We start from the raw sequence: 12,560 nt of genomic DNA, 5'->3' as shown, positions 1-12,560 counted from the left end.
GAGGGGGTGGGGGTGGGGGTGGGGTGAGTTCAGCCGCGCGCTTACGCCCGGCGGGCGCGCTGCGGCCGGGAGTGGGCAGGTGGTCGCGGTGTAGCTCGGGGACTTTGCGTGGGTCGTACGAAAAAGGGCTTGTGGTCGTTGGAATTCGCGCTTGGAAGGGCCGAGCGCACACCCTCTCAGGCATCCTAGGAACCTAGGGGCTTGCCCTTCGGGCGGGATGTCGGTTTAGGCTGGCCGTATGTCCGCGAGCGCAGCCCCTGTGATGCACCTGGCCCGGCCGCATCGGCCGGTTGTCGTGGCGGGCACTCTGGGTGAGCTGCGGGGGCCGGCCGGTGGGATGGTGGAGTTGCCGTTGCGGTTGTGGTGGCATCCGCAGCGGGCGTTCGATCTGGGGCAGCACACGATGTTGCTGTGGATGTATGAGAACGTGCTTCGCGAGGCCATTCGGGTGGATGAGCTGCGGGGATATCTGGACGGGGCGACTTTGATCAGGCTGTGGCCGGAGCTGAACCTGCCGCGTGCGGTGCGGGCGGCGTGGGAGGCTCGGCACCCGCGGTTGCGTAATCGCTGCCTGTGAGCGACTTTTTTCAAGAGGTGGCGCGGATCGCTCTCGCCGTCGCCGACAAGCACGGGTTCGTGCTCGGGGGCGGTGTGGCGTGGCTCGTCAACGGGCTGGTCGCGCGGCCCACCGAGGATGTGGATCTGTTCACCGACACCGCGGGCGGGGTTGCCGCGGCGGCGGGTGAGGTGACGGCGGCGCTGGTGGCGGCGGGGTACCGGGTGGTTCGCGAAGAAGGGGACGAACTGTTCGCGGGGATGGACGCGGACATTCAGGAGTTCCTGGTGGCGGGTGAGCATCGGGCTCTGCGGCTGACGTTGTGCCGGCTGGATCGGCATCGGGCGCCGGTGGTGATGGATGTCGGGCCGGTCATGCATCTGGACGATCTGGTGGCTACCAAGGTGGCGGCGCTGGTGACGCGGCGTGAGGTTCGGGACTACATCGATGTGGCGGCGGCGCTGGAACGGTATCCGCTGGAGCGGGTTCTGGAATTGGCGTATCGAGCGGATCCGGCCCTTGATTCCGAGGAGATCGGGGACGCGGGCAGTTATCTGGATCGGCTGGATGATGCTCGGTTTGCGCTCTATGGGCTGGATCGGGCGGCGATCGCGGCGTTGCGGGCGCGGCTGGCGGGCTGGCCCCGGAACTAGGCGCACACCGAGTGGTGCAAGGTGGTACCACTCGGCCCCACTTCCCCTCCTACCGTCGAACCATGACGACGATCGGTGAACGTATCCGGGCACGCCGCCTCCTCCGCGGCTGGAGCATCCGGCACGCCGCGAGCCGCGCCGGTGTCTCACACGCCACCTGGAGCCGCATCGAACGAGGGCTCCAGGCGGCCGACAACCGCTTCATGCTCGCCGACCTGGCGACCGCCCTCGACTGCTCCCCCACCGAACTCGCGGGCACCACGGTCCCCGCCGCCGACCGCGCAGCCGTCGCCGCGCACGCCGGCGTCCACGCCATCCGCCAGGCCCTCATCGACATCGACCTCGGCGAAAGCGAACCCGCCGGCCGCCCGGCACCGCCCCACGGCGAACTGGCCCGCACCCTCACTCTTCTCGACTCGCTACGCCAGTCCTGCGACTACGCCGGCGCCGCCCGGCTGATCCCCGATCTTCTGCGCGGCCTGCACGCCTCGGCCGCCGGCCCGGAGCGCGCCGAGGTCCTGAGGATGCTCTGCGACGCCACCTTCATAGCCTCCTCGATCCTGCGCAATCTCGGTCACCCCGCCGAGGCCTGGCTGGGCGCCGAACGCTGCCGGGAAACGGCTGACGCCGCCGAGGATCAAGTGCTTCAGGGGTACGCGGACTATGCGCGTGCCTGCGCCGCAACCGTCTGCGGTTCGTGGGAGCGTGCCCTGACCCTGGCCGGGCGAGCAGTCGACGCTCTGCAGGGCTCCACCGGCCGCCCGGGCGGCGCGGAACTGCTGGGTACGTTGCAACTGCTGTGTGCGCAGGCGTCCCGCGGCAGCAAACGGGCCGACGACAGCCGGGCGTGGGCCGATGAGGCCGCCTCGCTGGCCCGGATCACCGGGGAGACCAGCACGATGGGCCTCTACTTCGGGCCTACCAATGTGGACATCTGGCGCATCGGCATCGAGGTGGACGGCGACGAGCCGGGCCGGGCCGCGGAGATCGCCCGCCGTACCGAACCGGGCCGGCTGCCGGTGGGCTTCCGGCAGGTGTTCTTCTACGCGGACACGGCCAGGGCACTCGCCCGGTTACGCGGGCGCGACCGGGAGGCGGTCCGGTTCCTGCTCACGGCCGAACGGATCGCACCCCAGCACGTCCACACCTCGACGGTGGCCCAGGAGACGACCCGCGCCCTGCTGGACCGCGCCCGCCGGTCGGCCGGCGGCTCAGAGCTGCGCGGACTGTGCGAAAGGATGCAAGTGACCGTCTGAAGACGGATGCAGTGACCGCCTGAAGACGGATGCGAGTAACCGTCTAAAGGTTGTCGACCAGCACGGTCCGGTCGTCACGGGCGATCAGAACCCGGCCGCCGGGCCCCACAGCGATCAACTCCCGCTGCGCCGGCCCCTCGAACACATCAAGCGGCGTACGCCGGCAATCAATCGCCCCGCACTGCCAGAGAACCTGCCGCCAGTACTCCGGCTGCTCCCCGATCGTCACGGAGAACCCAGTGCTCGGCCGCTCGCTGGTAACGGCCCCGGTCACATACACAGTGCTGCCACCGACAGCCAGAGCACCGGATTTCGGGGCCATCTCCTGCGTCACGATCACCTCGTCGGCAGCCCGCCGCAGCAGTCCCCGCTCGAGGGAGAGGACAGGCTGACCAGCTTCCACAGGCGTCGGCCAGACCGCATCGGGCGGACCGGCGTCGACGTCGACGGTCCGCCGGTTCGCGCAGGTGACCGGGTCGCAGGTGACCTGGCGCAGGCTGTGCCCGATCCACAGCGAGGCGACCGGCCGGCCGTCGGCGCCGATCGACAGGCGTGCCCGGCGGCCGTCCTTGAAGCGGTCGGCCGGGGTCCGCCGGATCGTCCCGGCGTCGTGGCGCTGCGGTGCGGTACAGGGCGTGTCCTGGCAGCGGATCAGCGACAGGCGGTAGAGGTTGCCGGGGACCGGGACTGCCACGAACAACCAGGTGGCCCCGTCGGGTGCGGCGTTTGCGGCCAGTTCGACAGGTCCGCCGTACCCATCGATCTTGTCCTTACCCGAAGCTCGGACCGGGACCCACGCCCGCGGGCAGCCGTCACGCGTGCAGCGGACGTAGTCGGCGAACGGCCCGCCGTCGTCCTCACCGCCGGTGATGGCGGCCTTGACGACGGTGCCGTCCGGGCCGATCCCGGCGGTGCCGTAGTCGTCCCACAGTGCCGGTCCGCCGGTCTGGCCGGTGAAGCGGTCGCACAGGTCGGTGTCACAGAATCGGACACCGCCGATCGTGACGATCACCGGGTGTGACCCCTCGGGCCAGGCCAGGACCTGAGGAGCAAGACCATAGAATGCATGGGTACGGACGACCGGCGCGTCGATCGGGTTGGCCACGGCAACACCACCGCCCAGCAGAAGCGGGACAGCGAGCGCCGCGACGGCCGGCCAGGCCCGCTTCGGAGCGGCATCGAGTTTCCGCGGCTCGGCCTGGATCGCGATCACCCCGGCCGTCGCGGCCAGCACGATCGTCAGGATCAGGACACCGGCCACCGCGGTCAGGAACTGGGGAACCAGCCGGTCCGACAGCCACCCGAGACCGAGCGCGAGGCCGAACCCGCCGAGCAGAACGGGAGCCGTCGCCGTCCAGCGGGGCTTCGGCACCACGAGTTCCACGAGCAGGCGTGCCGACACCACGGCGACGATGCCCGCGAACAGCACCGCACCGGCCATGTTGTGCAGCACCCAGAGCACCACGAAGGCGACGCCGACGGTGAGGATCAGGCCGGAGACCAGCATCGGCATACGGCCCAGTGCGGTCCGGACCGGGCGGTCCGGGTCGGGGCCGGCCAGCGCGAGGATGCCGGCCACCAGAGCGAGCAGCCCGCACAGCAGGCCCAGGGCGGCCCGGGCCCAGGCCTGCTTGGAAGCACCGTCGTCCAGGTTGATCACGCCGTCGAGCAGCATCGTGTGCTCGCGCCCGCCGGAAAGGTCGAGCAGCAGGAAGCCGGCCGTCATCGCGGCCAGGACCGGCGCCTGTGAGGCCAGCAGCCGGGACCGGTTGGTCCACGCCAGGTGATAACCGCCGACGATGGCCTCGAGCAGGCCGGGCGGCCGTGGCGTGGGGAGCATCGCGCCAGAATAGGGCGGCGTTGATCATGTCGGCGACCCCGGGCGTTGACGTGAAGCCGACTTGAGGTCCTAGGTTCCGGGTATGACCGTGACCGATGAGGAGCTGGCCGGGCAGCCGGCGGCCTACTGGACCGGGGTGGCGTACGAGGCCCTGATCGCGTTCACCCGTGCCCGCCAGGCCGACCACGGGTTCACCCAGCCGCAGTTCTGGCTGCTGCGCAACCTGTCCGCGAACGATCTCTCCCCGGACGGCCGGGGCCGCACCGTGTGCGAGCTGCGCCGGGCGATGAAGTCCTACCTGCGGCGGGAAGACGATCTCGCGGCCGAGGCGGAGGCGCTGCTCGATCGGGGCTGGCTGCGCCTGGAGGGTGAGGGAGAGCTGTGGATCACCGAAGCCGGTGAGGCGGCCCGGGTCGAGCTGAAGTCCATCGCTCCGAAGATCCGCGGCGAGATCCACGCGGGCATCAGCGACGCCGACTACGTGACGGCGCTGAAGGTCCTCCAGCGGATGATCCGGAACACGGGCGGGAGCGGTTAGCGGCTCACGGGAGCGGCTAGCGGGAGCGGTTGGCGGCTCACGGGAGCGGCTGGCGGGAGCGGTTGGCGCCCGTGGGTAGGGTCGGTGCCGGAGCGAGGGGGCGTCATGGTGCCGGCCGCGGGGACGATTCTGCTGACGACGCTGCTCGGCGGCGGGCCGGCGGTGGCCGCTGCGCCGGCCATGATCGCTGAACGGGCCGCCGGGGCTGTCGTGTGCCGGGTCAAGGACAAGCGGCTCGTCGAGATCTCCGGGCTGGTGACCGACGGCACGGGCTATGTCGTGGTCAACGACGGTGCCGACGACGCGGCCGGGCGGCGGATCTTCTTCCTGGACCGGCGCTGCAAGGTGAAACGGGCGGTGTCCTATCCGTCGCGGCCCCGCGACGCCGAGGACCTGGCCCGCGGCCCGGACGGCACGCTGTGGGTGGCCGACATCGGCGACAACGGGCGCTCGCGCACCACGATCGCCCTGTGGCGGCTGGCGCCGGGCGCGAAGAAGCCCGAGCTTCACCGGATGTCCTATCCGGACGGCGCGCACGACGCGGAGGCGCTTCTGATCAGCGGGGACGGCACGCCGGTGATCGTGACCAAGGATCCGCTGACCGCCGGGATGTACGTGCCCACCGGCGAACTGCGGGCGGATGCGACCACCCCGCTGCGCCGGGCGGGCGACGCGGCCGTACCGATGACCTCGACGAGCAACCCGTTCGGGCTGCCCGGCCACCTCGTGATCACCGGGGGCGCGACGAGCGCGGACGGGCGGCGGGTGGTGCTGCGGACGTACGCCGACGCGTTCGAGTACGACGTGCCGGACGGCGACCCGGTACGGGCGATCAGCGAGGGCACGCCGCGGGCGGTGGCGCTGCCGGACGAGCCGCAGGGTGAGTCGGTGGCCTACAGCGAGGACGGCCGGTCCCTGCTGACCATCTCCGAGGTCACCGAGGGGTCGGCGGGCGGGGCGGGCCTGCTGCGCTATCCCCTGCCGGATTCCCCCGCTGCGGCGGCGACGCGCGTCCCGGCCGCCGCTCCGGAGGCGGAGCCGGTCACGCCCAGCACGCGACCGGTGGCAGCGACCCCGCCGAGCGGCTTCCCCGCCGGGGCGGCAGTCGCGGGCGGCGTCCTCGCCGTGGCAGCGGCGGCCCTCGGCATCATCGTGGCCAGGCGCCGCCGCACTTCGTGATCACTGTTTCTCTCAGGTCTCCGATCGGTTGCCGATGCTCCTCGACATGCCAGGGCTGGTCTCCCGACCGGCCCGGCGCGGAAGAGGGGCTCAGATGGCCAGGAAACAGGGAGGTCCGCCCGGGCGATGGACCCGGCGGACCGGCGTGGGGGTTGCGGCCGCGCTGATCGCCGCGGGACCGCTCGGCATCAGTCCGGCAGGGGCTTCCCCGCCCGCGCCGGACGCCGCTCCGGTCGACGTGATCGTGCGCACGGACACGGCGTCCGGGACGCCGGCGGTGCGGGCCGCCGTCCAGCGGCTCGGCGGCACCGTCACCCGCTCGCTCGACGTGATCACCGGGTTCGCCGCCCGGGTGCCGGGTGACGCCGTACCCGCGTTGCGGGCGACCGGCGGTGTGGCGGAGGTGACCGCCGACGCGGAGGTCCGGCTCAAGGGCAGCACGTGGATCGACGACGGGGGCAAGGACGCTCCGGTCAAGAACGTCAAGAAGGCCGCCGGCGGCAAGGTGAAGAACGGCAAGGTCGACACGGCGTCGCTGACCGGGGCCGGTATCGGCGTCGCGATCATCGACTCCGGTATCTCGCCGGTGGTCGGGCTCAACCAGCCGGGCAAGGTGATCAACGGCCCGGACCTGTCGTTCGAGTCGCAGACGCCCGGCCTGGCGCAGCTCGACACGTACGGCCACGGCACCCACCTGGCCGGCATCATCGCCGGTTCGGACGCCGGCGCCCCCGGCGGGACCGGTTTCGAGGGGATCGCCCCCGGCGCCACCCTGATCAGCCTCAAGGTCGCCGCGGCGGACGGTGCCAGCGACGTCTCGCAGGTGATCGCCGCCATCGACTGGGTGGTCACCCACCGCACCGACCCGGGCCTGAACATCCGGGTGCTGAACCTCTCCTTCGGCACCGACTCGGTGCAGCCGGCGCTGCTCGACCCGCTGTCGTTCGCGGTGGAGGCCGCGTGGAACAAGGGCATCGTCGTGGTGGTCAGCGTCGGCAACGACGGTGCGGCGGCCACCAGCGTGACGATGCCGGCGGCCAACCCGTACGTCATCGCGGTCGGCGCTGCCGACCCGAACGGCACCGACGACCGGGCCGACGACAAGGTCGCCTCGTTCAGCAACCGGGGCAACGTGCTGCGGCACGCCGACGTCCTCGCCGCCGGGCGCTCGCTGGTGTCGCTGCGGGTGCCGGGCTCGTACATCGACACCACCTACCCGGCCGCCCGGGTGACCGACGAGGCCGGCAAGCAGCGGTACTTCCGCGGCAGCGGCACCTCGCAGGCCGCCGCCGTGGTCTCCGGCACCGCGGCGCTGCTGCTCCAGCAGCGTCCCACCCTCAAGCCGGACCAGGTGAAGAGGCTGCTGATGCAGTCGGCCGATCCGCTGGCCGGGGCGGACCCGATCGCGGCCGGTTCCGGGCAGGTGGACATCGCCGAGGCGGCCACGCTGGGCGTGCCGAGCGACGCGGTGCAGAAGTGGCCGGTCGCGACCGGGCTGGGCAAGCTGGAGCTCTCCCGGGGCAGCGCGCACGTCGCCGACTCCGGCGGGGCCGTGCTGACCGGTGAGCGGGACATCTTCGGGGTGGCCTGGGCACCGGCGACGTGGGCGCCGCTGGCGCGCCAGGGCAAGGCGTGGTCCAGCGGGACATGGAACGGCACCGTGTGGAGCGGCAAGGACTTCGCCGGGACGTCGTGGGCTTCGCGTACGTGGGCGCCGGCCACCTGGACCGGAAGGTCCTGGGCGGGCCGGTCGTGGGCCGGTGACACCTGGGCCGGCCGCAGCTGGGCCGGCGGCACCTGGACCGGCCGCTCCTGGGCGGGCGGCACCTGGGCCGGGCGGTCGTGGGCGGGCCGCAGCTGGGGCTGAGTTCCTCCGCTGATCCGATAGGTCATCTGTGGGCCGGGCACCGTCGGGTGCCCGGCCCACGGCGTCTGCCACCGCCCGCGATCTTCTCCCTCAAGAGACGGACGAATCCGCCGACAGGGAGAACGAGGGTTCGAAGGAGGCGACACCGTGGGCACCGACGTGGATCGTGCCGCCACGGCCTGGTGGCGCGTGTTCGCCCTGACCGCCGCCCAGGTCGTCCTGGTGGTAGCCGTACAGGCCCTGTGGGTGCTGTACGGCCCGCCGCTGCCCGGGTCCGCCGACCTCGTCCTGCTCACCGTTCTGGCGGTGCTGTTCCTGCTGGCGGAGAAGTTCACCGTGGTCTTCCCGGTACGCCGGGGCGCACACGTCATCAGCCTCAGTGAGATCCCGCTCGTCCTCAGCCTGCTGCTGCTCCCGCCCGCCCTGCTGATCCCGGTACGCCTGGCCGGCGCCCTAGCCGGCCTGACCATCTTCCGGCACCAGCGCGGCAGCAAGCTCGCCTTCAACACCGCGCTCTACCTCACCCAGACCGCCGTCGCCGGCGCCCTGTTCCACCTGGTCACCCTGGGCTCCGACCGGTACGGCCCGGTCGGATGGCTGGCCGCCTACGCCGCCACGTTCGCCGCCGACCTGGTGTCGATCGTGCTGATCAGCGCGGTCATCGCGGTGCACGACGACAGCCAGGAGTGGCACCGGCTGCTCACCGCGGACGTCAAGCAGCTGCTCCAGCTGCCGCTCGTCGCGGTCACCACCACCCTCGCGCTGATCACCGCCCTGCTGGTACGCGAGCGGGTCAGCGCGGCACTCCTGCTCGGCATCCTGGCCTTCGCGGCGCACCTGGTCTTCCGGCGGTACGCCGAACAGACCCGCGTCTCGCAGCGCATCGAGGACGTCTACCGGTTCACCAGCTCTCTGGACGGGTTGACCGATCCGGATGCGGTAGCCCGTACCGTCTTGGGTCAGGTCCGTGATCTGATCCGGGCCGAGACCGCCGAGCTGATCGTGCCCGGCGACCACGGCGCGATGCGCCTGCGCCTCTACGGCATGGACCAGTTCGAGAGCGTCCCGCTGACCGCCGGTGATCACTGGTGGGGCCCGGCCCAGGACGGTACGCCGGTCCTGCTCGACACCGACCAGGGCATCGCGGTGCCGCTGCGGCTCGGCGAGTCGACGGGTGTCCTGCTGGTGATGGAGTGCATGCCCGACACCGCCGAGTTCACCACCGACCACGTCCGCCTGCTCCAGGCGATGTCCTCGCACGCCGGCGCCGCACTCTCCGAGGTGCACCTGGTGGAGCGGCTGCGGCACACCGCGTCCCACGACCCGCTCACCGACCTGCCCAACCGGCGGCAGTTCACCGCCGACCTCCAGGCGGCCACCGACGCGGTCCGGGCGAGCCCCGGCGGCACGGTCGGCGTCCTGCTGCTCGACCTCGACCGGTTCAAGGACGTCAACGACGCGCTGGGCCACGACGTCGGCGACGACCTGCTCCGGGAGATCGGCCGCCGCCTGCACGACGACTTCGGCCGGTACGGCACGGTGGCCCGCCTCGGCGGCGACGAGTTCGCCCTGATCCTGCGGGACGCGGGCGAGCGGGAGATCGCCGAGCTGGCCGCCGAGGTGCGGCGTACCGTCGAACTGCCCGTCCCGGTGGGTGATCTGACCCTGACCGCGCAGGCCAGCATCGGTGTCGCGCTGGCACCCGAGCACGGTCTGGACGCCGACCGGCTGCTGCGCCGCGCCGACGTGGCGATGTACGCGGCGAAGGACTCCCGGGCCGGGGTGCGCGTCTACCAGCCCGGCGACGACCGGGACACGGCACGGCGGCTGACCCTGGTCACGGATCTGCGGGCCGCCATCGACAGCGACGCGCTCACCGTCGTCTACCAGCCGAAGGTCGATCCGCGGACCGGGCGGGTGCTCGGCGCCGAGGCGCTGACCCGCTGGGCGCACGAGAACGGCCCGGTCCCGCCCGACGAGTTCATCCCGCTCGCCGAACGGTCCGGCCTGATCCACCCGCTGACCCGGCGCGTCCTGGACACCGCGCTCGCCGACTGCGCGACCTGGCGCCGGGCCGGGCACCTGATCTCGGTGGCCGTGAACATCAGCCCGCAGATCGTCGCCGACCAGGGCCTCGCTGATCGGGTGCGTGAGGTGCTGCACCGGCACGGTGTTCCGGCCGAGGCGCTGACCCTGGAGATCACCGAGAACGGCATCATGGCGGATCCGGCGGGCAGCCGGCGGACCCTCGACGCCCTGCACGAGCTGGGCGTCAAGCTCTCGGTGGACGATTTCGGCACCGGGCACTCGTCGCTCGGGCGGCTCGCTCACCTGCCCATTCATGAAGTCAAGATCGACAAGAGTTTCGTACGGCATATCGTCACCGACCGCAATCGACGGGCGGTGACCGATGCCGCCCTGCAGCTCGGCAGGGCACTCGGGCTGACGGTGGTGGCCGAGGGTGTCGAGGACGAGAGTGAGTTCGAGTATCTGCGTACCCATGAATGTTCCGCCGTTCAGGGTTACTTCATCGCCCGGCCGGCGGGGCACAGTGCTTTCCTCGCCTGGCTCGGCGCCCGCGCTGCCTCGGATGTCTCCCGCGTCGCTTGACCGTCTTTGTCCGGCCGCTTTCGCCTGCCGGGCCTTGCCTTTGTCGGACCAGGCGGAAGCCGGCCACCAGGGCGCCTGCAGCCTGGGCCACTTCCGGCCGCGGCCTGGCAGCCTCAGAGTCCGCGGAAGAAGGCCCGGACGTCGTCGACGAAGAGTTTGGGCTGCTCGGCGGAGAGGAAGTTGCCGCCCGCGGACAGCTCGGTCCAGTGGGCGACCGGGGCCTCGCGCTCGGCGAACCGCCGCACCGTGATGTCGGTGACACCGAGGGCGACACCGAGCGGAACCGTGGACTGCGGCTTCGGCGCCCAGGCCGTGGGGTCGTGGGCCATCTCCCAGTACAGGTTGGCGGAGGAGCCGGCCGTCCCGGTGAACCAGTACAGGCTGACGTTGGTGAGCAGCAGGTCACGGCCGACCGCGTCCTCGGGAAGCTCGGCGGATTGATCGGTCCACTCCTTGAACTTCTCGGCGATCCAGGCCAGCTGACCGGCGGGTGAGTCATGCAGGCCGAACGCCAGCGTCTGCGGCCGGGTCGACTGGATGACGTTGAAGCCCATCTTGTCGTCCCGGAACTCCTGCAGCCGGCGCAGCCGGTCCTGCTCGGCCTCGGTGAGCCCGTCGAAGTCGGCCGGGTCGCCGGAGGGGAAGGTGAGGTGCCCGTTGACGTGCGTGCCGATCACCCGCTCGGGCGCCTGACGGCCCATCTCGACGGCCGTCGCGCCGCCGCCACCGGTGCCCTGCACACCGAACCGCTCGTAGCCGAGCCGCGACATGATCTCGACGAACGCGCCAGCGGTCCTGGTGGTGGTCCAGCCGGGTGCGGTGAGCGGGCCGGAGAACCCGATGCCCGGGTTGCTCATCAGCACGAGGTGGAAGTCCTCGCGCAGGGCCTCGACGACCGGCAGGTAGAGCGCGAACGAGGCGGGCCAGTCGTGCGTGATCAGCAGCGGGATCGCCGCCGGGTTGGCGGAGCGGACGTGGGCGAAGTGCAGGGTCTGGCCGTCGACCTCGGTGAGGAACTGGGGCATCTCGTTGAGCCGGGCCTCGGCGGCGCGCCAGTCGAACCCGCCGGCCCAGTAGGCGGCGAGCTCGCGCAGGTAGTCGACGGGCACGCCGCGCTGCCAGCCCTGGCCGGGGATCTCCGGGGTCCAGCGGGTGCGGGCCAGCCGGTCGCGCAGGTCCTGGACGTCGGCCTCGGGGATCTCGATGCGGAAGGGGCGGATCTCGGTCATGTCAGCTCCTCGTTCACTCCGGCCATTCGCCGGAACGGAATGGTTCGTTCCGTTCCAAACACTAGCAGGGTTCGGCACGGAGCGGAATACTTCGTTCCGTTCCGCTAGGGTGAGGGCCATGACGAGTACGGCGCCCGGGCGCGGGCAGCAGGCGGCGCGCAACAACGTGGCGATCCTGGCCGCCGCGCGCGAGGTGTTCCTGGCGGACAAGCGGGCACCGATCGCGGCGGTGGCCGAGCGGGCCGGGGTGGGGATCAGCGCGCTCTACCGGCGGTACGCGGGCAAGGACGATCTCCTGCGTACGCTGTGCCACGACGGGCTGCGCGTCTTCATCAACGAGGCCGAGCAGGCCGCCGGGGAGCCCGACGACTGGGCGGCCTTCGAGCGGTTCCTGCGGGGCGTGGTGGACGCCGACGTGCACTCGCTGACCGTGCACCTGGCGGGCACCTTCACCCCGACCGAACAGATGCACGCCGACTCCGTACGGGCGAACGAGGCGGCCACCGCCCTCTTCGAACGGGCCCGGCACCTGATGCGGCCGGACGTCGCCGCCACCGACATCACGATGGTGCTGGAGATGTGCGCGGCGGTTCGCGTACCGGATGCGGTCCGCACCGCCGCCCTCCGCCGCCGCTACCTGGCCGTCCTCCTCGACGGCCTGCGCACCGGCACCACGCTGCCCGCCCCTCCCCCCACCGCCCCCGAGATCAACTGGCGCTGGTCCACCCCTCAGTAGCCCCGGAACCCAGCCGGTCCTCAGCGGTGCCTGACGCGGCCCGAACCACCTCTCACGGCCAGCTGGCCGCCCGCGGCTGGCCGGCAGTGCCGTCTG

General features: G+C 71.8%; 10 protein-coding genes. 8 read left to right on the top strand and 2 right to left on the bottom strand.

The features are described from left to right. Window positions 1–238 precede the first annotated feature (238 nt). The 3 genes from ACFQV6_RS41520 (at window position 239) to ACFQV6_RS41510 (ending at window position 2,465) form a co-directional block, all read left to right on the top strand. Window positions 239–577, top strand: a complete 339-nt coding sequence (locus tag ACFQV6_RS41520; RefSeq protein WP_378033227.1) for a hypothetical protein — start codon at window positions 239–241, stop codon at window positions 575–577. After that, window positions 568–1,209, top strand: a complete 642-nt coding sequence (locus ACFQV6_RS41515) for a nucleotidyl transferase AbiEii/AbiGii toxin family protein (RefSeq protein ID WP_378033229.1) — start codon at window positions 568–570, stop codon at window positions 1,207–1,209. The genes ACFQV6_RS41520 and ACFQV6_RS41515 overlap by 10 nt, the downstream gene beginning before the upstream one ends. A gap of 62 nt (window positions 1,210–1,271) precedes the next feature. After that, window positions 1,272–2,465: a helix-turn-helix domain-containing protein gene (locus tag ACFQV6_RS41510; protein ID WP_378033226.1), complete on the top strand. Its 1,194-nt coding sequence runs from the start codon at window positions 1,272–1,274 to the stop codon at window positions 2,463–2,465. Between the two features lie 43 nt (window positions 2,466–2,508). Here ACFQV6_RS41510 and ACFQV6_RS41505 read toward each other — a convergent pair whose 3' ends face one another. Further along, a complete protein-coding gene (locus tag ACFQV6_RS41505; RefSeq protein ID WP_378033225.1) occupies window positions 2,509–4,305 on the bottom strand; it encodes a hypothetical protein in 1,797 nt (598 codons plus the stop codon). A gap of 82 nt (window positions 4,306–4,387) precedes the next feature. Here ACFQV6_RS41505 and ACFQV6_RS41500 point away from each other — a divergent pair, with 82 nt between their 5' ends. The 4 genes from ACFQV6_RS41500 (at window position 4,388) to ACFQV6_RS41485 (ending at window position 10,499) form a co-directional block, all read left to right on the top strand. Further along, window positions 4,388–4,843, top strand: coding sequence for a MarR family transcriptional regulator (locus ACFQV6_RS41500; RefSeq protein ID WP_378033224.1), 456 nt, complete (start codon window positions 4,388–4,390; stop codon window positions 4,841–4,843). Window positions 4,844–4,948: 105 nt separating this feature from the next. Further along, window positions 4,949–6,022, top strand: coding sequence for a hypothetical protein (locus ACFQV6_RS41495; RefSeq protein WP_378033223.1), 1,074 nt, complete (start codon window positions 4,949–4,951; stop codon window positions 6,020–6,022). A 94-nt stretch (window positions 6,023–6,116) separates the two neighbouring features. Beyond that, a complete protein-coding gene (locus ACFQV6_RS41490) occupies window positions 6,117–7,889 on the top strand; it encodes a S8 family serine peptidase (protein ID WP_378033222.1) in 1,773 nt (590 codons plus the stop codon). A 147-nt stretch (window positions 7,890–8,036) separates the two neighbouring features. Continuing rightward, window positions 8,037–10,499 (top strand): putative bifunctional diguanylate cyclase/phosphodiesterase, encoded by a 2,463-nt coding sequence (locus ACFQV6_RS41485; protein WP_378033221.1) that lies wholly within the window; start codon window positions 8,037–8,039, stop codon window positions 10,497–10,499. A 113-nt stretch (window positions 10,500–10,612) separates the two neighbouring features. On the opposite strand, the gene ACFQV6_RS41480 is transcribed toward ACFQV6_RS41485, so the two are convergent. Next, complete coding sequence (locus ACFQV6_RS41480; RefSeq protein WP_378033228.1) at window positions 10,613–11,719, bottom strand: epoxide hydrolase family protein; 1,107 nt, start codon at window positions 11,717–11,719, stop codon at window positions 10,613–10,615. A gap of 127 nt (window positions 11,720–11,846) precedes the next feature. On the opposite strand from ACFQV6_RS41480, the gene ACFQV6_RS41475 reads away from it, so the two are divergent. Next, window positions 11,847–12,464: a TetR/AcrR family transcriptional regulator gene (locus ACFQV6_RS41475; RefSeq protein ID WP_378033220.1), complete on the top strand. Its 618-nt coding sequence runs from the start codon at window positions 11,847–11,849 to the stop codon at window positions 12,462–12,464. The last annotated feature ends 96 nt before the right edge of the window (window positions 12,465–12,560 follow it).

Source organism: Actinoplanes sp. GCM10030250, assembly GCF_042666575.1.
GTDB lineage: Bacteria > Actinomycetota > Actinomycetes > Mycobacteriales > Micromonosporaceae > Actinoplanes.
Note: the sequence above shows the minus strand (reverse complement) of the source record. Positions and strands in the feature narration are given on the sequence as shown.